This is a genomic window from Pseudomonas sp. HOU2 (assembly GCF_040729435.1).
GTDB lineage: Bacteria > Pseudomonadota > Gammaproteobacteria > Pseudomonadales > Pseudomonadaceae > Aquipseudomonas.
Map to the genome: position 1 here is coordinate 76,133 of NZ_CP160398.1, position 19,633 is coordinate 95,765.

Genomic DNA, 19,633 nt, shown 5'->3' on the forward strand with positions numbered 1-19,633 from the left:
TGAGAAAAACAAAGTCAAAAGATCGCAGCCTTCGGCAGCTCCAACACGGCGCCCGGAGATGACGATGAAATACAGCCCCGACCAGCAAGCCCTGCTTGAGCAGTACGTGAAAAAGATCCTCGCCGCGCCGGTCTACGACATTGCCGTGCGTACGCCGTTGCAAGCGGCACCGGCGCTGTCCGAAGCGCTGGGCAACCGGATCCTGCTCAAGCGCGAAGACCTGCAACCGACGTTCTCCTTCAAGATTCGTGGCGCCTACAACAAGCTGGTGCAACTGAGCGATGCGCAGAAATCGCGCGGGGTGATCACCGCTTCGGCGGGCAATCATGCCCAAGGCGTAGCGCTGGCGGCGCGGGAGCTGGGAATCGCGGCGACCATCGTCATGCCCTCGACCACGCCCGAACTCAAGGTGCTTGGGGTACGAAGTCGGGGCGCCGTGGCGCTGCTGCACGGCGAGAGTTTTCCGTTTGCCCTGGCCCATGCGCTGCAACTCGCGGAGCAAACCGGGTGCACCTTTGTCTCTCCCTTCGACGATCCAGACGTAATCGCCGGCCAAGGCACGGTAGCCATGGAAATCCTCCGTCAGCATCAGGGCCCGCTGGATGCGATCTTCGTTCCGGTCGGTGGGGGCGGGCTGATCGCCGGCATCGCGGCGTACGTCAAATACTTGCGGCCGGAGGTACGGATCATTGGAGTTGAATCGGAGCACTCGGCCTGCCTGAAGGCGGCGCTGCAAGCGGATGCACGCGTTGTGTTGCCCAGTGTCGGAACGTTCGCCGATGGCGTGGCGGTGGCGCAGATCGGCGATTATGGTTTTGAGGTGTGCCGGTTTTGTGTGGACGAGGTGGTCACCGTCAGCAATGACGAACTCTGCGCGGCGATCAAGAACATCTACGACGATACCCGCTCGATCACCGAGCCTTCCGGGGCGTTGGCGGTGGCCGGGATCAAGCAGTACGTGGCGCGCAGTGGTGTTCGCGAGCAGACCTTCGTCGCGATCGACTCCGGCGCCAATATCAACTTCGACAGCCTGCGCCACGTCGCCGAGCGCGCCGCGGTATGCGGCGTCCCGGCGTGATACCGCTCAGGGCAGCAGTGGGCGCAGGAAACTGCGCTCGTAGCTGACGATGAATTTCTTCTGCACCAGTGATTCCACCAGCGCCGTGCTTTCCGGGTCGGTCAGCGCGATGTGCCGGTAGCTTTCGTAATCGGCCAGCGAGGGAAAGCTGAACAGGCAATAAGCGATGTTGCTCGCGCCCTCGGAGGGCAGGAAATAGCCGTGATGAGTGCCGCCCAAGCGCTCGACGATGCCCAGCCAGGCCTTGGCGTAGGCCTCGAACTCGGTCAATTGGTACGGATCGATCACGTATCGCACATGGCAGGTAATCACGTTTGGCGCTCCCTGTTCAGGTCATTCCGCAATGGCGGTGCCGACCTTGTCCGAAGCCGACCAGATGCGATAGCGCACCTCGACATCTTTCGGGGCGTAGATCACCAGCGGCAGCTTGCTGTTGTAGCGCAGCATGAAGCCGTCACCGACGACCGGGACAAAGGCGCGTTTCTTCGCGGTGCCGGGTGGGCAGGCCATCAGCGTGCTCATCGGGCCAATGACTTTTTCCAGGCGGTAGAAGGGATAGCCCCAGCCTTCGAGGTTTTTCTCGTCCAGAGCGCCGCCCAGGCGCTGGCGATTACAGTCGACTTCCAGGGTTTTGCCGGCGAGGACTTCAACCTGGAAGTTCTCCTCCTGATCCTGTTTGGGCAGGTAGATGACTTGGCGGGTGAAGCCGTTTTCCGCCTTGGGATACGGCGCGACGTCTTCGAGTCTGGCCGCGTGGGCGAGGGTAGACAGGCCAGCAACGAGCAGACCGATTGTCGCGCGAGCGCGTAAAGAACCCATGAAAGCCTCCTGGCGGGTGTAGGGTGGATGTCGGGCATTCTCACTGTCATCAGCGATGAATGCAAACCGGCGTCGACTTGCAAATTGCAGTGCTCAGGAGAGTCGATCTTGCATTTTGCAACTGGCCAACTGCTGGCCACCGCGCCAAGTGCTTGATTTCATGAGGGTCGAAATGACCCGATGAAAGGCACGTTTTATGCGTCGCTTTGGTGCAGCGCACCGTCTTCGGGCGCCTACACTCCAATGGGCATTTCGCAGTACAACCGTTTGCCGCACTAGGGAATCAGCGGGGACACACCCGTGCAGGGGCAGCAAAAGCGGTCAACGTGAAGAGTTGATTGGCAGTTTCATCAATAAGGAGAGGTTCACCATGTTTCTGTCTGCCTTGGAACTACGCAATATCATTGAAAGCAGTTTTTTGCCTAAACGCTGCCAGTGCACGCTGTCGCCAGACCTGTCGATGACCGTCAAGGTCTTCGGCGACCACCAGACTGACCAGGTTGATCTGCACGTCAGTGGTATCGACGCCAGCCACCTCAACGGCTGTCGCGAGATCAACGAACTGATTGCCGGCCTGCGTTCGGATCTGGCGCAACAAACCACGCCACAGCATTACAGTCCCCGCTCCAGAGCGCTTTAACTTACCGTTTCACCCAGTTCGACCGTCACGCGCCGGGCCTGCACAAAGCCAAGGCCCAGCGCGAACTCGACCAGCACCGCGAGCAGAATCCCGGGGCCGGCATGGCCGTTAAGCCATTCGCCAAAACCCAGTACCGTCAAACCAAAACAACCGACGATAAACCCGTTACTCAGGGCATTGCGACCCAGCGACGGCGGCGCGCTGCGCACCAGATAAAACATCACCCCCAACGCCGCAAACAGCACCGCACTGCGTCGCGCAACAAACCCTACCGCGCTCGAATACTCAATGCTCCAGATCGCCAGCAACACTTCCGGGAAAAAGCCCCAGACGAGCGCCAGTACAAAACACAATGAAGCCGTGATGATCGACAACGTGCGAAACGACAACTGCATGGCGAGTCCTTGCGGCAGTGAGAAGTGACCCCGAGCATAACCCGCGAGCCCTTCACCGCCTACCGCAAAGCCGCAAATCAGAGCCTTCTGTCAGTTCTGCTCGCTGCAAGCGTCAGACATTTTCCGGTAGGTGATTTCCTCAGGCTTACCGGCATTGTCGATGTACTTCATATCAGCGCTCACGACCTTGCACTGGCGCGTGGGCTGCTCGGTCATGGAGATCACTTTGTTCACATGCAACGGCATACCGTACTGATAGGGAACGGCCTTGGACGTGGCGGTGGTGTCATTGGCCTGAGCCAGCCCGGCGAATGCGGTGCAGGCGAGGACGGAGGTGAGCAATAGCGTGCGAATGTTCATGAATCGGACTCCCGTGCGACGGAATAAGCGTTCGGCGCCATACGGCCGAACCTGCCGCACTCGGCGTCAGCCAGGGGCTGAGGTGTGCGGTTCAGTACAGTCTTGGACTGCGGCGTTAAGCGATGGTTAACCTGGCTGAACGCCGGCTGTCTGGCAGAGGGATGATTTCTCGGGGATGCGGTGCCGATTCCTACAAGAGGTGATGCCTTGTCTGCTTTCGGCGGCGGGAACGGGGCGGGTATGGTTTGGCGTCGCTGCAAAATCAGCGATTCGGGTTTGGTCACCTGAGAAGAGTTCATTGCATATGTGCCTTCATTTGCACTACGGACACTCATGTTCGTAAAGTGCACTGCTGTGGCGGCTGTGTGCAGGACGCCTTCGGGCGAGCTGAGTTTGAACTGTTCTCGGTTGACCAAGCCTGTACACGGCCGCCTCCCACCGTTTGGTCACGGTGTTGGCGGTTACCCTCTAATACAGTTGAGTAATCAGTATGCCAATACTAAATCCGCTCCCAAACCGCTATCACCCGCTAAACAGCGGCGTCACCGACAGCGCGCCAATGGTCATCGACACCCAAGCCAACCCCCAAGACATCCTCGAGTCCGCCGTCCAGCGCATCCGCGCCTGCAGTGACCTGCTCGAAACCCTGCACTGCATGTGCTTCCGGCATGGCGATGTTCAGGACATTCCCCACATTACCCATGCACTGTACCTGCTGGCGCAGGATGGCAATGATTTGCTGCAGGTGGCTCAGCAGCAGATGCTGGATTGGAAGGCGCCGGTTTGCTGATTTGCCTGACGGTTAAGCATTCACGGGCAGGTGAGTTATCTGCCCGTGCTTAGGCGGATGCCATTCGAGGGTTTTCAGAGACGGGGAGTTTCATCTGGGACAGGATCGAATGGACTAATCAAGCCAGGGCTCCATTTCAGTTCAACAACATTTCCGGGCAAAAAACGGACGTGAAGATAATCATCACCGCGTTCCCGACGAGGGAGAGGCACGGTTGCTTCATGATTTTCTTTCTTGACTCCTTGCCTGAGCTGTTCGCCTGTACGGCTGAGTATCCACTTGATCTGAACCGTTTTCCCTTCGATTTTCTGGCAGCACATAATTCCGCCACCGCCCATTGCAGCCAAATTGCCACCCCAAAAATCATTGACCCAAAAACTAAGAATTGGCCGATCCGTGTGGTTCTCCGATGTCAGCATGGCGCCGGGTGTGCGAAATAACCCCGGAATTTTCGGGGCGGCGTAGATAAATATCAAAGCCACCAAAGCCAGGACTATCCGTCTTCGTCGCCAGGCTCTGCGCCGGCGTGCGTCCGCAGCAATATCTATCAAGCGATTGAAATCCCTATCAAGAGAGCGATGCCCAGACTTTGAGCCCGCGATGAGATTTGCCTTGATTTAGGTCGATGCACCTGAAGACTCTGCTGAAGGTTTGCGCATCATCTGCTCCAGATAGTCAGGAGCCATCCCTTTGGTTTTATTCAGGCTCGGCATGTCGAATTCCCGAACGCGGAAATACTTTGGTATTGGAGCACCCGTGCCTTTAGGTATCTGTTGGATCATGTATTGATCGTTTACGTAAAATTCGAGCAGATCTTCCACGTCAAAGCTGAGGCCTTTGGGGACGGGAGCGAACCATTCGTCCAATAGCGCTTTTACCGGGGCGGAAGGAAAGCTGGTTTTCAACCTCCAGGCTTCCCGATCTACGTCTTCAAGCCAACTGAGTTCGGCACGAAGGGCGGCCTTGCCTTGCTGGGTTTGCTTGAGCGCTTGATCGCGTTTTGCTGCTTGCGCCTCGCTTTCGCTACTCATCCCAAACGCACGGGCGATTGATCCTTGCTTGCCCAGAATAGGACGTTGAAGGCGCTCTTCCTCGTCGTCGTAAGCTTTGTGCTGGCCCCGGTATAGTTCCCATAGACCGCGCAAGCGTTGGATATACAAACGACGATGAGCAAGGAAAGCCTCAGCAGAAATTGTTTTATTTCCTGCTTTGCTCATGTAGTTACTGCTAGCCCCGATAGCGCTAATACCGTTTATATGATCATTTAATGTGAATAGTTTCGCGACGCCGAGGTCGATTTTCCTCAGTTCATTAAGCGTTGGGAACGGTACCCCGGCACGAAGCGATGCTTGGTACATTTCATGGAGACTTGCTAAGTGGAGTTCAGAGCTATGTTGTACGTCGTCTTTTCTCAAGCCTCCACCAACATCATAAGATGTGCCTGGAACTAGTCGTTCCTCCCATTTTGGCGTTGATGGACCTGTGCCAATCAATCTTGACCGCCGAGAGTCTTGGCACTCGTGAGCTGCTACGAGATGAAGAGCTGACCTTACGGGACCTGCAAGGCACTCACCGTCATCGACGACGTTTACAAATGGTATCAAATACTCAAGGATGATGGAGTTTTCACCACTGCGATCCACTGAATCGAAGAGACCAGCGAAATTGACGTCAAGCTTTGCGCCTTTAAAATTCGTTGTCGCCGGATCGCACTCCTCAAATAGCTTATGGGTAAAGGCACGGGCCAGCGTAGCGCCAAAGTCATAGCCATAAACTGAAACCGAAACTCGTTTTACCGGAACTTCGGATTTGCTTTTAATATTGGTTAACGTGTCTTCCAATACGCTGAATGCGGCTTCGAGTCTTGTATCAACGCCGGTTTTGAAAAAGGTTGCTGCAGCTTCGTTATCGCGAGTAGCTCCAAAAATGTCCAGTGTTGCTGGGGCCACGGCTTTGGCAATGCTTGATACAATGCTGCCAGCTTTCAAATTGCTGACTGCGCTTTCCCACCATTTTTTACCCGAAATGACGTCCTTTACCGCATCAAGTGGGCTGTTTTTCATCGTATCTTCAGGAGATTTGAGGGCGCTGTCTTTGGCTCTATTTAAGGCACCATCTAAGCCGGTGTTGCTTAGTTCAGCACTACCACCCAACGTTTCGTCGAACTTCGACCCTAAGCCTGATATATAAAACTTTCGGTAATGTGCATTGGAGGGATCGGTTGACTTGCTGTGGTTAATGGCGTACGCCAAAAATAGTCGAGCAACATTGGTTAGTCGGCTTTCTTTAAGGTCGTCAATCAAGTTTCGACTAAAGCCGTCAAAAAAGAACCCAACATGAAGCGTAGATTCGCAAGGCAGAACAGGATTTTTTTCAGTGCCTGTATTAGCACATGTCTTGGCGCTAACCGATTGCGCTCGATCCAAATTGTTTGTGCTGGTCATTTAATACTTCCTTGTCCAGTGGTCGATCCAAGTGCTGAATTCGTATCAAAAGGGCTATCAAGATTTTGACTCCATTTTATCTCCACTACATTTCCCGGGAGAAAGCGCACATGGAGATAACGGTCGCTTCGATCCTGTTTCGGTAGCGCCAGTGTTGCCTCATGAGTCTCTTCCTTTAGACCCTGCTCTGATTGTTCTTCTGTGATACTTAGTATCCAAGATACCTTTACGGTGGGGCCTTTAATGGCTTGACAGCAAGTAATGCCTCCGGTACCCATGGCAGCTAAGTTTCCGCCCCAAAAATCATTCACCCAAAAACTGAAAATCGGTCTATCCATATAGTTTTCAGACGTCAACATCGCGCCCGGTGTACGAAACTGGTTATAAAGAAATGAACCTATAAAAGGCATCAGTAATACGAATATCCCGATGGCAAGATTGCGGCGTCGCCAGATTTTTTGCCGCTTGGTATTCATGGCCATGGTCATTTACGAAAATCCTTCATCCAGCAATGCATCTTGAATATTCAAAAAGTGTGGGACAAACAGAATGACTGATTTGCAGGTTCATCACCCAACTCACTCCGACAACTCTCTCATCACCACCCCAAGCGGCAGATTCTCTCCAACCGCTCGCGCTTTGGCCTTTTCCCACATCGGCCAGTTTCCTGGGAATTCGCGATCCATCAGTTGCAGGCTGGCAAACAGGCTGACGTCCTCGGGGTCGGTCAAACCTTCTTCGCGGCCCGCGTCCAACGCTTCTTTGACCTGTTTCAGCCGTGCACCGTGGCAGGTGCTGCTGAATACTTCCGGCGCTTCTTTTTCCAGTTCGGTGGTGAGGCTGTAGGGCAGGGGATCAATCTCCATGTCCGTCCACAGCTTGCCGTCCAGAAAGATCGGATCGTATTTGCCGGGTTGTTCGAGGTTGAGTCCTTTCAGGCACTCCCATTGATCCTCTTCTGCGGGCACCCACCATTCTTGCAGTGGACCAAACAGCCACGCATGCCAGGAAAGATCGTCACGGGCGTACAGCATCGGCAGCACTTCCGGTGCGTAACTGCGGATCATCAGCACTTCGCCCGCCTCATTTTTTGCCAATAACGCATCACTCAGATGAGCGGCGAGCTTGTCGGCGGTACATGCGGTGCGAATCCAGCTAGCCATAGCGGTACAGCCGGTGAAGTATTCGTGAGCGAGAAAGGCCTCGAACTCCATGTGGCTGACGTCGACCAGCCACGGGCCGTAGTTGCGCAGTTCGGCGAACTCCGGTTGCACCATCAACGGTCGGCGTGACGGATCGGGATTGAGAAACTGCAACCGGGCGGGTTCTGCCAGCAGACCGATTTCAACGATGGCGAATAGCGACTGAGCGTTCTTTTGCGCTTCGCTCCAGGCGTTCGCGGCATCACTCTTCGTCATCAATTGGCCCCCGACTGCAGCGCCAGTTTTTCTCGCATGGCTTTCTTCAAACATTCAACGCAGATGCCTTTGGGCGCTTGAAGCTTCGGTGTTACCGCTAACGATTCAGCCTGCATCATCTGATTGATGCGGGTTTGCATCAAACGTCCGGCATTATCGATCGCGGCCAGCCCAGGAATGAACGGTGCGAGGATCTGGATGCCGGTACCGGCCCCAGGCGCACCGCCGGTATTCACTTTCACCTCAGCGCCACTGATCGTGACACCACCGGCATCCACCTTCACAAAGCTCCCACCCGCCTTGGCGGTCAGCTCCATGCCACCCTCGATCACCACTTTCTCACCCGCGTGATAGTGAATCTCGGTCCCGGCCTCGACAAACTGCGCCGTACCGACTTTCACATGCTGCGTCACGCCCACCGTCAGGTGATCATCCGCGCGCATTTCACTGACACGATCCAGATGGGTTATCCGGTGTTCTTCAACCTTGAACTCGCTCAGGGTGTTGGCCTCAACCGTGTCATGCCGCTCATTCCCCACGCGGATCTTCTGGTCGTGCTCGATGTTCTCGTCCCAGTCGCGCTGCGCATGGATGTAGATCTGTTCGACACCCTTTTTGTCTTCGATGCGAAACTCGTTGTAGCCCTTGCCGCCCGGAGAGCTGAGGGTTTTGAAGGTGCTGCGGGTCTTGTTTGCCGGCAGGTCGTAGGGGACGACGTTTTCCTTGTGGTACAGGCAGCCGGTGACGAGTGGCTGGTCGGGGTCGCCTTCGAGGAAGGTGACGAGCACTTCCATGCCGATACGCGGGATGGCGATGCCGCCGTAGGCGGCGCCGGCCCAGCCGCTGGCGACGCGCAGCCAGCAGGTGGTTTTGTCGTCGGACTGGCCGTCGCGGTCCCAGTGGAACTGGACTTTGATGCGGCCGTACTGGTCGCAGTGGATCTCTTCGCCGGCCGGGCCGGTGACGACCGCGGTCTGGCTGCCGAGGACTTTCGGTTTCGGGTGTTCGAGGGCCGGGCGGTAGTGCGCGTCCCACGGGGTGGCGAGGAAGCTGTTGCGGTAGCCCTGGTGGAAATCGCTTTTGTTGTCGGTGACGTCGCTGGTGACATTTTCACCGAGCACCTGCGGTTGTTTGCCTTCGTGGAAGACTTCCAGCAGCAGCCACAAGTCGTTCCATTCAGCGCGCGGGTGTTCGGCCAGGGTCAGGAAGTGGCCGCTGGTCAGGGTCGGTTCGTCACCTTTGCCTTCGGCGAGTTTGTAGTCGCTGCGATGGCGTTCGAGGGCGCGGGTCGAGAGGAATTTGCCGCGCTCGCGGGTGGTGAAGCGGCCGGGGTAATCGTAGTCCTCAAGATCCGGGGCGAACTCGGATTTGACCGCGCCTTCGGGCAGAATCTGCGGTTTTTCGAAGTCGTAGTCGCGGCGGCTGACGCGGGTGGTGCGGGTTTCCAGGCGCAGGTTGAAACGCTTGATCACCGGTTTGTCGGCGCTCATGCCGGAGTCTTGCTGGTAGCTCACGGCCTTGAGTTTGCGGAACACCGTCTGGTCGTCGCCGAACACCAGTTTGTGTCCGCTGCTGCTGTGCTGGAAGTGGAAGTGAATGCCTTCCTCTTCGCACAGGCGCTGGATGAAGTGCAGGTCGGACTCGTCGTACTGCACGCAGTAGTCGCGCTGCGGGTACTCGGCGTTGAGCTGGAAACTGTAGGCGTCGGCCAGAATGCCGCGATCTTCCAGCACCTGGGCGATGATCTTCGGCACCGTGAGGTTCTGGAAAATCTGCTGGTCATGGTTGTGCCGCAAATAGGCCAGTTGCGGCACCAGGCTGATGCTGTAACGGGTCAGGGTCTTGCCGGAGTCGCCTTGCTCGATGCGATACACCAGGCCGTGAATCTTGCCTTCGCCGGTGGCGCCGAAGGTCAGGACGCCGGGCTTGTGCAGCAGCTCTTCGAGTTTCAGGTCGGGGCGGGCGCTGACCAGTTCGAGGTCGAAACGGAAAGGCTCGTTGAGGGCTTCGCGACCAGTGAAGCTGAGCACTTGCAGGTCGGCGGAAGCGCCTTCGAGGGTAAGGGTAATGTGGGTAGCGTTGGCGTCCAGCATGCCTTGAATTCCGTCCATTGAATAAGCAGGTGACGGATGATGGAGGATTAAACCGCCTCGTTCAAGGCGCAAATGCCGTAGGGACGGGGGCCGTGGGGTATAGGGAAAACCCCTATGACAGCGTTTACACCCAATGAAAACGGGGGCTTCGCTGCCGTGAGTCACAGGGCTGCACGCGGTTTGAGCCCATCGCAAACCGAAGAATCGCCAGTCAGTTTCAGACTAAAGTCGCCTTCAGCCCGTCAAAGCCATCTGCCATCATTGCAACTCACCCCTGCGTGTCCACTTCTTCCCGGCTGTTTTTGACCCGGGACGGGAGCTATTTTTCTGGCTGACTGCGCTCTGGCGCAAACGCTGTACTGTTGGAGTTTTTCATGCGTCCCCCATTCCCTCTCATCACCCCGCGCCAGTCGTTTGGCTTCGGAGCCGTTTTGCTGTGCGCCGGTTTTGCCGCGCAGGTTCAGGCCAGCGGTTTTCTCGAAGACACCACGGCGAAAATCGAATCGCGCACGGTGTATTTCAACCGCGATTTCCGTGATGGGCACACCTCCAGCGACCAGGGCGCTTCCAAGCGTGAAGAGTCGGCGCAAGGCTTTATTCTCAATCTGCAGTCGGGTTACACCGAGGGCACGGTCGGCTTCGGCATCGATGCGCTGGGCATGCTCGGCTTTCAGCTCGATTCCAGCCCTGATCGCAGCAACAGCGGCTTGCTGCCGTCCAGCGGCGAGAACCCGCGCGGCTCGAAGGGCCAGTACGCGAAGATGGGCCTGACCGCCAAGGTCAAGGTCTCGGACACGGTGTTGAAGTACGGCGCGCTGCTGCCGGATCTGCCGTTGCTCAAGTACAACGACGGCCGCTTGCTGCCGACCCTGTTCAACGGTGCGATGCTGACCTCCAGGGAAGTGAAGGATCTGACCTTCATGGCCGCGCGTCTGGACAAGTACACCGCGCGCGATTCCACCGATTCGCAAGACATCCGCGTGCACTGTAAGAACAAGCGCTACGCCTGCAACACCACCGCCGACCATTTCGACATGTACGGCTTCGACTACAAGATCAACGATCGCCTGACCGCGCAGTATCACTACGCGGAACTGGAAGATATCTATCGCCAGCACTTTGTGGGTCTGTTGGCTAACCAGCCGCTGGGTGACGGCGTGCTGAAGGCCGATCTGCGTTTGCTGAAAAGCGCCGACAGCGGTGATGCCAAGGCCGGCTCCATCGACAACCGCGCCTTGAGCGGCATGCTCTCGTACGGCATCAGCGGCCACACTTTCAGCGCCGGCTGGCAGCGCATGAACGGCGACAACTCGATGCCGTACCTCGATGGCAGCAATCCGTATCTGGTCAACTACGTGCAGGTCAACGACTTCGCCGCCGCGCAGGAGCGATCCTGGCAGCTGCGTTATGACTATGACTTCAAGGCCATCGGCATCAACGGCCTGAGCTTCCTGACCCGCTATGTCAGCGGTGATCACATCAAGGTCCCGGGCAGTGATCAGGAGGGCAAAGAGTGGGAACGCGACAGCGAGTTGAAGTACGTGATCCAGACGGGCACGTTCAAGGATGTCAGCCTGCGTCTGCGCAATGCGACGTACCGCACCAACTATGAAAAATTTGCCCGGGATGTGGATGAGACCCGGTTGATTGTGAGTTACAACTTCTCCGTCCTGTAAACCTCACCCCCTGTAGGAGCTGCCGCAGGCTGCGATCTTTTGATCGTGATTGTAAAAAACAAGGTCAAAAGATCGTCCGATCGCGGCCCGAGCCTGCGGCAGCTCCTACAGGGGGCTTCGGTGGGCTACAACCAATGCCAGAACCGGCTCCAAAAGCCGCGATTCAGGTCTTCCTTGCACCCGGCATACTGCCGCGCATACACGTCGGAGCGCGCCTGCACCTTGCGGGCGGTGGGCATCAGCCAGGCTTTGCTGGCGTAGGTCTTGTTGCGAAAACCGCCCCAGCCTTCGTGGTAGTTGAGGTACTGGTTGTAGGCGTCGTACTTGTACACGCCATTGATCGAGGTGGTCTTGTCCATGTACCAGCCGACGAAGTCGATGGCGTCGTCGAAGTCTTCGCGGTCGGCGCCGTGTCGGCCGGTGCTTTTCTGGTAATCGGACCAGACCTCATCCTTGGCCTGGGCATAGCCCGAGGCCGTGGTGACCCGGCCCCACGGGATCACCCACAACAGGTACTTGCGCGGCGTCTTGGCGTCGTAGCGGTAGCCGGACTCCTGATACATGATCGCGAAGGGCACCTGGATCGGCACGCCCCAGCGTTTCTGCGTGACTTGCGCGGCGTCGTACCAGTCGCTTTTCTCGCGGAAGATCGCGCAGATGTCTTCCGGCGAACGCGGTGGCGAGGTGCCGCAGCCGCTGAGTAATCCCGCCAGTATCAAAAGTCCCGCCGTCCGCCCCGACATCAAACCGTCATCCCCATGCGCGCAAAAAGGCCGACAGTCTACGCGCTCAGCTCAACTGGTGACGATAGGGCAAATCCGGACCGGTCTTGCTGCACGTCAGGGCGGCCGCCTGTACGGCAAACCTGAGCATCGCGTCGATCTGCTCGCGGCTGAGCTGTTGCACGCCCTCAACCGAGTCCAGACCTTGTTCGGTCAGCCAGGTGATCAGTGCCGCTTGAAAGGTATCACCGGCGCCGACAGTATCGGCGATCGTCACCGAGCACGCCGGTACTGACCACGAGCCGTGGGCGCGGCTGAACACCGTCGCGCCTTCGCCGCCACGGGTCAGGAACACCAACTGGCAGCGATGCTGCAGCCAGCCTTCGATCACCCGTTGTGGATCCTGCTCGGGATACAGCAGGCTCAGGTCTTCGTCGCTTACCTTGATCATGTCGGCCAGTTGCACCAGGGTCGCCACGCGCTCGCGCCACAGGTCGATATTTGGCTCGGGGTTCAGGCGTACGTTGGGGTCGAGGGTGATCAGGCGCTTGCCGCTTTCGCGCTGCACCAGGGTCAGCAGGGTGTCGGCGATCGGCTGCACCACCAGCGAGAACGAGCCGATGTGCAGACCGCGCACGTCAGCACCGAGCTGCGGCAGATGCGCAGCGCTCAACTGGCGATCCGCGCAGCCTTCACCGCGAAAGCTGTAATGCGGCGAACCGTTGGCGCCGACCGCGACCATCGCCAGGGTGGTTGGCGCGGCGAAGTCGATCAGGTAGTCCGCACGCACACCTTCATCCTGCAGCACTTGCTGCAAACGCCGGCCCAGATAGTCGGTGGACAGCCCGGCAAACAGCGCCGAATCCACCCCCAAACGGCGCAGCCCGACCGCGACGTTGAACGGCGAGCCGCCGGCAATCGCCTTGAAATTGACCTTCGACGCCAGACCGCTGGCATCGTCCTCGCTGAAGAAATCGAACAGGGCTTCGCCACACACCAAATACATGATTGTTTGCTCTTTATAGGGTTGCGACATGCTGTTGATAGCGTTCATAGGCCTGCTGGAACGCCGCGACATTGGCGGCAACCGGCAGGGTTTCACTGTGCAGATCGAGTTTCACGCAGCGCTGGCACAGATCGGCCAAAGTGTCCTCGTGGCCGTTCGACCATGACTTGCACCACGCTGCCTGAATCGCCGCGCCGAGGGCTGCGGCTTCGCTGTGTTCGGTGCAGATCACCGGGGTGTTCATGATGTCGGCGACGATCTGTCGCCACACCGCGCTTTTCGAACCGCCGCCGATCAGGCAAATGCTGCGGCTTTGTAAACCATTGTGGCGCAACAGATCCAGTCCATAACGCAAACCGAAGGTGGTGCCTTCGACCACCGCACGACACAGGTTGGCCTGGGTCAGGTTGCTCAGGGTCAGGCCGTGCAGGCTGCCGGTGGCATGGGGCAGGGCGGGGACGCGTTCACCGTTGAGGAAAGGCAACATGCTCACGCCTTCGGCACCGATCGGCGCCTCGGCCACGAGTTGATTGAACTGCTGCAGATCGAGGTCGAACAGTTCGCGGATCGCACCGGTGGCGTTGGTCAGGTTCATGGTGCAGATCAGCGGCAGCCAGCCGCCACTGGACGAGCAGAACGTCGCAACCGAAGCGTCCGCGCTGACTTTGGGTGCCTCGGCGTAGGCGTACACCGTGCCGGAGGAACCGAGGCTCATGGTGATCGCTCCCGGCTGAATGTTGCCGGTGCCGATGGCGCCCATCATGTTGTCGCCACCACCGCTGGCGACCAGCGCATGCGGGTTGAGGCCGAGCTGTTCGGCAATCGCCGGCAGCAGGGTGCCGACCCGCTGATGAGCGTCGATCAGCTCCGGCAACGCGGCTTGCAGGCGCCCGGTGGCGTCGATATCGCGCAACAGTTGCAAGTCCCACTGACGGCTGCGCACGTTGAAATAACCGGTGCCGGAAGCGTCGCCGTACTCGCTGCAGGCGCGGCCGGTGAGCCAGAAGTTCAGGTAGTCGTGGGGCAGCAGGATGCGTGCGACGCGCGAGAACACCTCAGGATGCTGTTCTTTAGTCCAGAGTAATTTCGAAACGGTGTAGCCCGGCGCGATGACTACGCCGAGGCGCTCAAGCGATCCTCTTTCGCCGCCGAGGTGTTTGAGCAAACGGTCGTTTTCATCGGTGGTTTCGGTGTCGCACCAAAGCTTGGCCGGGCGCAGCACCTGGCCCTGATCGTCGAGCAGCACCAGCCCGTGTTGCTGGCCGGAGACGCCGATGCCGAGGATCGCCTGACCGTCGACATTGGCTGCGAGCAAGGCGCGGCGGGTGGCGAGGGCAAAGGCGTCCAGCCATTGTTGAGTGTCCTGCTCGCGCCGGCCATTGGCGCCGCTGATCATCGTGTGGGTAGCGGCGCCTTCGCCGAGCACCTGACCGCTGGCGGCATCAAGGATGATCGCCTTGGTGCCCTGGGTGCCGCAGTCGATGCCGAGGAAGAGTTGTCGGGTGGTCATGTGTGAGCCTGTCGGTTTGCGCTGAAGATCAAAAGCCACCCCCTCACCCCAACCCTCTCCCCCAAGGGGGAGAGGGGGGAAGGGAGCCAATTTGGGTACTTTTCCAACACTTGAGTTCGACTCGGTTTTTTTGGCCAAAGGTTCTCCTGCAGGCACCTCGGTTAGTTCCCTCTCCCTCCGGGAGAGGGCTAGGGTGAGGGGCTTTTCAGGCCAGAACCCGCTCCAAGGTGCGCGTCACACCCACCTCACGCAAGCTGTTGCAGCACCATTCAAATGCTGCCACGAACGCCGCCGACCGCGGAATCGCCGTGCCGAAGATCTCCTCAACCGCCAACAACCGCTGGGTGATCAACGCATCATCGGCCACCAGTCCCTGACAGAATTCCGCCCGTGGATCAGGAATCGAATAGGTGTCGCCATTCTCGTCCACGCCCTTCAAATACAACGCCCAGGCCGCCACCACCAACGCTGCACGCCTGGTCTGCTGACCATCGGCAATCAAGCGATTGATCGTCGGTACAGTGAACTTGGGAAACTTCGACGAGCCATCCGAACACACCCGCTCCAGCTGATCGGCAATCGCCTGATTGGAAAAGCGCGCCACCAGCGTGTTCTTGTAGTCGGTCAGGTCGATGCCCGGCACTGGTGCCAGTTGCGGGGTGACGTCGAGGTCCATGTAGGCGCGCATGTAACGCACGAACAGCGGATCGTTCATGGTTTCGTGAACGAAGCGATAGCCCTTCAAAAAGCCCAGATACGTCAGCGCCAGGTGGCTGCCGTTGAGCAGTTTGATCTTCATTTCTTCGTAGGGCGAAACGTCGTCGGTGAACTGCACGCCGACCTGTTCCCAGGCCGGGCGACCGTTGACGAATTTGTCTTCCAGCACCCATTGCACGAACGGCTCGCAGACCACCGGCCAGGCATCGTCGACCGCGTGTTTGTCGGCCAGTTGCAGGCGATGCGCGGTGCTGGTCATCGGCGTGATGCGGTCGACCATGGCGTTGGGGAAACTGACGTTGTGCGCGATCCAGTCACGCAGCCCCGGGTCACGCAGGGTGGCGAAGGCCAGCAACGCCTTGCGGGTCACTGCGCCGTTATGCGGCAGGTTATCGCAGGACATGATCGTGAACGCTGGCGTGCCCGTGTCACGGCGCTTTTCCAGGGCTGCACAGAGGAAGCCGAACACGGTTTTTGGCGCCAGCGGATGGGCCAGATCGTGTTGAATCAGCGGCAGGTGCGCCATGAATTCGCCGTTGCTGTCGTCGATGCAGTAGCCACCCTCGGTGATGGTCAGCGAGACGATGCGGATCTGCGGATCGGCGAGTTTATCGATCAGCGCCTGTGCACCATCCTCGGCCAGGAGCATGTCGCGAATCGCACCGATCACCCGCACTTCGGTGTCGTCGCTGTCGCCGAGTTCGAACAGGGTGAACAGGTAGTCCTGTTCCTTGAGGTCGTCACGGGCGCGGCGGTCTTCCGCGCGCAGACCGACGCCGCAGATTGCCCAGTCCAGCGCTTGGCCGCTGTTCATCAGCGCATCGGTGTAGTAAGCCTGATGCGCGCGGTGGAAGCCGCCGACGCCAATGTGCGCGATGCCCTGACGGGTGTCGCTGAGGTTGTAGGCCGGCAGTTGCACCTCGGGCGCGAGGCGATGCAGGTTTTGTTCATTCAGTTTCATCGGGCAAGTCTCGAAATTCAGGCCGCCGCACGCAGCGGGCGGGTCAGCGCCACGCCGTCGGCGTCGAACAGGTGGCAATGGCTGGCGTCCAGGTGCAGGTTCAGTTGTTCGCCGTAGCGGCTTGCGAGGTCACCGCGTACGCGCATGGTCAGGGCTTCGCCGGCGTTGGTGGTGACGTGGCAGAAGGTGTCGCTGCCCAGGCGCTCGCTGACGTCGGCGGTGACTTGCAGGGTGCAGTCGCCCGGTTGCGCCAGTTCCAGATGTTCCGGGCGAATGCCCAGGGTCACCGCGCTGCCGACGCTCAGGTTGGCAGCGTTGAACGGCAGGGTGATGCGCGTGCCGGCGTCCAGCGAAACTTCGCAGCTCTGGCTATCGACGCGGGCGATCTTGCCCTTGAGGAAACCCATTTTCGGCGTGCCGAGAAAACCGGCGACGAACAGGTTGGCCGGGTTGTGATAGAGGTCCAGCGGCGAGCCGACCTGCTCGATCTTGCCGCCGTTGAGCACCACGACCTTGTCGGCCATGGTCATCGCTTCGACCTGGTCGTGGGTCACGTAGATCATGGTCGCTTGCAGGTCCTTGTGCAGACGCAGCAGTTCCAGACGCATCTGCACCCGCAGGGCAGCGTCGAGGTTGGACAGCGGTTCGTCGAACAGGAAGATCTTCGGATTACGCACGATGGCACGGCCGATGGCGACCCGTTGCCGTTGGCCACCGGACAGTTGTTTCGGCTTGCGCTCGAGCATCGGCCCGAGTTCGAGAATGCGCGCCGCTTCGCCGACCTTTTTCTCGACTTCGGCTTTCGGCACGCCCGCCAGATCGAGGGCGAACGACATGTTCTTTTTCACGGTCATGTGCGGGTACAGCGCGTAGGTCTGGAACACCATCGCCAGATCGCGCTTGGCCGGGCTGACTTCGGTGATGTCGCGGCCATCGAGTTCGATGGTGCCGCCGCTGACTTCCTCCAGCCCGGCGATCAGCCGCAGCAGGGTGGATTTGCCGCAGCCGGACGGGCCGACGAAGACCACGAATTCCTTGTCGTTCACCTCAAGGTCGATGCCCTTGATGATGGAAAAACCTTCGAAGCCTTTTTGCAGATTCTTGATTTTCAGGTTGGCCATGATGATGGGCCTCCGCTTTGTTGTTTTTTAAGATCAAAAGATCGCAGCCTGCGGCAGCTCCTACACAGTGCCCCTGTAGGAGCTGCCGAAGGCTGCGATCTTTTGCTTTTCAATCTTCATTTCACGGCGCCGAACGAGAGGCCGCGCACCAGTTGTTTCTGGCTGATCCAGCCGAAAATCAGGATCGGCGCACAGGCCAGGGTCGAGACCGCCGACAACTTGGCCCAGAACAAGCCTTCGGGGCTTGAGTACGAGGCGATCAGCGCGGTCAGCGGCGCGGCTTTCGACGAGGTCAGGTTCAGCGACCAGAACGCCTCGTTCCAGCACAGGATCAACGACAGCAGCACGGTGGAGGCGAGGCCGCCCTTGGCGATCGGCAGCAGCACGCGGACCATTTCCTGCCACAGGGTGGCGCCGTCGAGGCGGGCGGCTTCGAGGATGTCTTTGGGGATGTCCTTGAAGTAGGTGTAAACCATCCAGACCACGATCGGCAGGTTGATCAGGGTGTAGATCACGATCAGTGCGATGCGCGTATCGAGCAGGCCGAAACTCTTGGCCAGCAAATAGATCGGCATCAGCACGCCCACCGGTGGCAGCATCTTGGTCGAGAGCATCCACAGCAGCGTGCCCTTGGTGCGCTGGGTTTCGTAGAACGCCATCGAGTAAGCGGCGGGCACCGCGATCAGCAGGCACAACGCCGTGGCACTGAACGAGATCACCACCGAGTTCCAGGCAAAGTTGAAGTAGTCGCTGCGCTCGTTGATGTGCAGGTAGTTCTCCAGCGTTGGCGTGAAGATGAATTGCGGCGGCGTGGCAAAGGCGTCGATTTCGGTCTTGAAACTGGTCATCACCATCCAGAAGATCGGGAAGAAAATCACGATCGCGATGGCCCAGGCCAGGGTGCCGAGCAGCAGGCTTTGCAGCCGGCGGGATTGTTGAAGAGTCATGGCGGGCCTCAGGCTTTGTCAGTCAGGTTTTTGCCGATCATCCGCACCAGAATGATCGCGGCGATGTTGGCGATGACCACGGCGATCAAGCCGCCCGCCGAGGCCATCCCGACGTCGAACTGCACCAGCGCCTGGTTGTAGATCAGGTAGGCGAGGTTGGTCGAGGCGTAGCCGGGGCCGCCGTTGGTGGTGGTGAAAATCTCGGCGAACACCGACAGCAGGAAGATCGTTTCGATCATCACCACCACGGCAATCGGGCGTGCGAGGTGCGGCAGCGTCAGGTGCCAGAAGATCGCGACGGGGCCGGCGCCATCCAGGCGCGCGGCTTCCTTCTGTTCCTGGTCGAGGGACTGCATGGCGGTCATCAGGATCAGGATCGCGAAGGGCAGCCATTGCCACGAGACAATGATGATGATCGACAGCAGCGGGTAGTGCGCCAGCCAGTCCACCGGCTCGGCGCCGAACAGCCGCCAGACGTAGGCGAGGATCCCCGACACCGGATGGAAAATCAGGTTCTTCCAGATCAGCGCGCCGACCGTGGGCATGATGAAGAACGGCGAGATCAGCATCACCCGCACGATGCCGCGGCCGAGAAATTCGCTGGCCTCGAGCAGCGCACTGATCAGCACACCGAACACCACGCTGATCAACAGCACGCTGCCCACCAGCAACAGGGTGTTGGTGGCACCGGGCAGGAAGCCGGAGTCGGTGAGGAAGTAAGTGAAGTTCTCCAGCCCGACGAATTCGTTTACTCCCGGATCGAGCAGGTTGTAGCGAATCATCGAGAAGTAGATGGTCATGCCCAGCGGCACGATCATCCACAGCAGCAACAGGGCCACTGAAGGGCTGACCAGAAACCAGCCGGGATTGCGTACGCGGACTTTGCGCTGGGGTTGCGACAGGTCGAGGTGGGCTTTGGCAGTTGAAGTATTCATG

19 protein-coding genes and 1 pseudogene are annotated in these 19,633 nt (G+C 58.8%); 4 read left to right on the forward strand and 16 right to left on the reverse strand.

From position 1 onward, the window contains the following. Positions 1-58: 58 nt before the first annotated feature. Positions 59-1,054 (forward strand): annotated as a pseudogene (gene ilvA / locus ABV589_RS00395) (threonine ammonia-lyase, biosynthetic); the annotation flags it as partial. 30 nt (positions 1,055-1,084) lie between these two features. On the opposite strand, the gene ABV589_RS00400 reads toward ilvA, so the two are convergent. Continuing rightward, positions 1,085-1,390, reverse strand: coding sequence for an NIPSNAP family protein (locus tag ABV589_RS00400; RefSeq protein ID WP_003225174.1), 306 nt, complete (start codon positions 1,388-1,390; stop codon positions 1,085-1,087). A gap of 21 nt (positions 1,391-1,411) precedes the next feature. Then, positions 1,412-1,897 carry a serine protease inhibitor ecotin gene (eco, locus tag ABV589_RS00405; RefSeq protein WP_367084426.1) on the reverse strand — a complete coding sequence of 162 codons (486 nt, stop codon included), beginning with the start codon at positions 1,895-1,897 and terminating at the stop codon, positions 1,412-1,414. Positions 1,898-2,267: 370 nt separating this feature from the next. Between eco and ABV589_RS00410 the strand changes: the two genes are divergently transcribed. Continuing rightward, positions 2,268-2,537: a DUF1652 domain-containing protein gene (locus tag ABV589_RS00410; protein WP_007964586.1), complete on the forward strand. Its 270-nt coding sequence runs from the start codon at positions 2,268-2,270 to the stop codon at positions 2,535-2,537. Here the strand turns inward: ABV589_RS00410 and ABV589_RS00415 are convergent. Then, positions 2,534-2,932 carry a hypothetical protein gene (locus ABV589_RS00415; RefSeq protein WP_367084427.1) on the reverse strand — a complete coding sequence of 133 codons (399 nt, stop codon included), beginning with the start codon at positions 2,930-2,932 and terminating at the stop codon, positions 2,534-2,536. The two genes, ABV589_RS00410 and ABV589_RS00415, sit on opposite strands and share 4 nt — an antisense overlap. 90 nt (positions 2,933-3,022) lie before the next feature. Continuing rightward, complete coding sequence (locus ABV589_RS00420) at positions 3,023-3,292, reverse strand: DUF2790 domain-containing protein (RefSeq protein WP_367084428.1); 270 nt, start codon at positions 3,290-3,292, stop codon at positions 3,023-3,025. Between the two features lie 490 nt (positions 3,293-3,782). On the opposite strand from ABV589_RS00420, the gene ABV589_RS00425 reads away from it, so the two are divergent. Beyond that, positions 3,783-4,082, forward strand: coding sequence for a hypothetical protein (locus ABV589_RS00425; protein ID WP_367084429.1), 300 nt, complete (start codon positions 3,783-3,785; stop codon positions 4,080-4,082). Between the two features lie 74 nt (positions 4,083-4,156). Here the strand turns inward: ABV589_RS00425 and ABV589_RS00430 are convergent, their stop codons facing one another. From ABV589_RS00430 to ABV589_RS00450, 5 genes are all read right to left on the reverse strand, one after another. Further along, on the reverse strand, positions 4,157-4,564 hold the full coding sequence (locus ABV589_RS00430; RefSeq protein ID WP_367084430.1) for a DUF3304 domain-containing protein: 408 nt from the start codon (positions 4,562-4,564) through the stop codon (positions 4,157-4,159). 135 nt (positions 4,565-4,699) lie between these two features. Next, a complete protein-coding gene (locus tag ABV589_RS00435) occupies positions 4,700-6,526 on the reverse strand; it encodes a DUF2235 domain-containing protein (protein WP_367084431.1) in 1,827 nt (608 codons plus the stop codon). Continuing rightward, positions 6,523-7,014, reverse strand: coding sequence for a DUF3304 domain-containing protein (locus ABV589_RS00440; RefSeq protein ID WP_367084432.1), 492 nt, complete (start codon positions 7,012-7,014; stop codon positions 6,523-6,525). Before ABV589_RS00440 ends, ABV589_RS00435 begins: the two co-directional genes overlap by 4 nt. A gap of 90 nt (positions 7,015-7,104) precedes the next feature. Continuing rightward, positions 7,105-7,944, reverse strand: coding sequence for a DUF4123 domain-containing protein (locus ABV589_RS00445; RefSeq protein WP_367084433.1), 840 nt, complete (start codon positions 7,942-7,944; stop codon positions 7,105-7,107). Beyond that, positions 7,944-10,037: a type VI secretion system tip protein VgrG gene (locus tag ABV589_RS00450; RefSeq protein ID WP_367084434.1), complete on the reverse strand. Its 2,094-nt coding sequence runs from the start codon at positions 10,035-10,037 to the stop codon at positions 7,944-7,946. Before ABV589_RS00450 ends, ABV589_RS00445 begins: the two co-directional genes overlap by 1 nt. A gap of 374 nt (positions 10,038-10,411) precedes the next feature. Between ABV589_RS00450 and ABV589_RS00455 the strand changes: the two genes are divergently transcribed. Continuing rightward, positions 10,412-11,713, forward strand: a complete 1,302-nt coding sequence (locus ABV589_RS00455) for an OprD family porin (RefSeq protein WP_367084435.1) — start codon at positions 10,412-10,414, stop codon at positions 11,711-11,713. Positions 11,714-11,838: 125 nt separating this feature from the next. Here the strand turns inward: ABV589_RS00455 and ABV589_RS00460 are convergent, their stop codons facing one another. From ABV589_RS00460 to ABV589_RS00490, 7 genes are all read right to left on the reverse strand, one after another. Then, complete coding sequence (locus ABV589_RS00460) at positions 11,839-12,459, reverse strand: hypothetical protein (protein ID WP_134786477.1); 621 nt, start codon at positions 12,457-12,459, stop codon at positions 11,839-11,841. A gap of 43 nt (positions 12,460-12,502) precedes the next feature. Then, a complete protein-coding gene (locus ABV589_RS00465; protein ID WP_367084436.1) occupies positions 12,503-13,441 on the reverse strand; it encodes a carbohydrate kinase in 939 nt (312 codons plus the stop codon). A gap of 13 nt (positions 13,442-13,454) precedes the next feature. Further along, positions 13,455-14,951 (reverse strand): xylulokinase, encoded by a 1,497-nt coding sequence (gene xylB, locus ABV589_RS00470; protein WP_367084437.1) that lies wholly within the window; start codon positions 14,949-14,951, stop codon positions 13,455-13,457. Between the two features lie 205 nt (positions 14,952-15,156). Continuing rightward, positions 15,157-16,629 (reverse strand): mannitol dehydrogenase family protein, encoded by a 1,473-nt coding sequence (locus ABV589_RS00475; RefSeq protein ID WP_367084438.1) that lies wholly within the window; start codon positions 16,627-16,629, stop codon positions 15,157-15,159. A 17-nt stretch (positions 16,630-16,646) separates the two neighbouring features. Then, positions 16,647-17,750 carry a sn-glycerol-3-phosphate ABC transporter ATP-binding protein UgpC gene (gene ugpC / locus ABV589_RS00480; protein WP_367084439.1) on the reverse strand — a complete coding sequence of 368 codons (1,104 nt, stop codon included), beginning with the start codon at positions 17,748-17,750 and terminating at the stop codon, positions 16,647-16,649. 116 nt (positions 17,751-17,866) lie between these two features. Next, positions 17,867-18,697 (reverse strand): carbohydrate ABC transporter permease, encoded by an 831-nt coding sequence (locus tag ABV589_RS00485; RefSeq protein WP_367084440.1) that lies wholly within the window; start codon positions 18,695-18,697, stop codon positions 17,867-17,869. A gap of 8 nt (positions 18,698-18,705) precedes the next feature. Then, positions 18,706-19,632: a carbohydrate ABC transporter permease gene (locus tag ABV589_RS00490; RefSeq protein ID WP_003225141.1), complete on the reverse strand. Its 927-nt coding sequence runs from the start codon at positions 19,630-19,632 to the stop codon at positions 18,706-18,708. Between the last annotated feature and the right edge of the window lies 1 nt (position 19,633).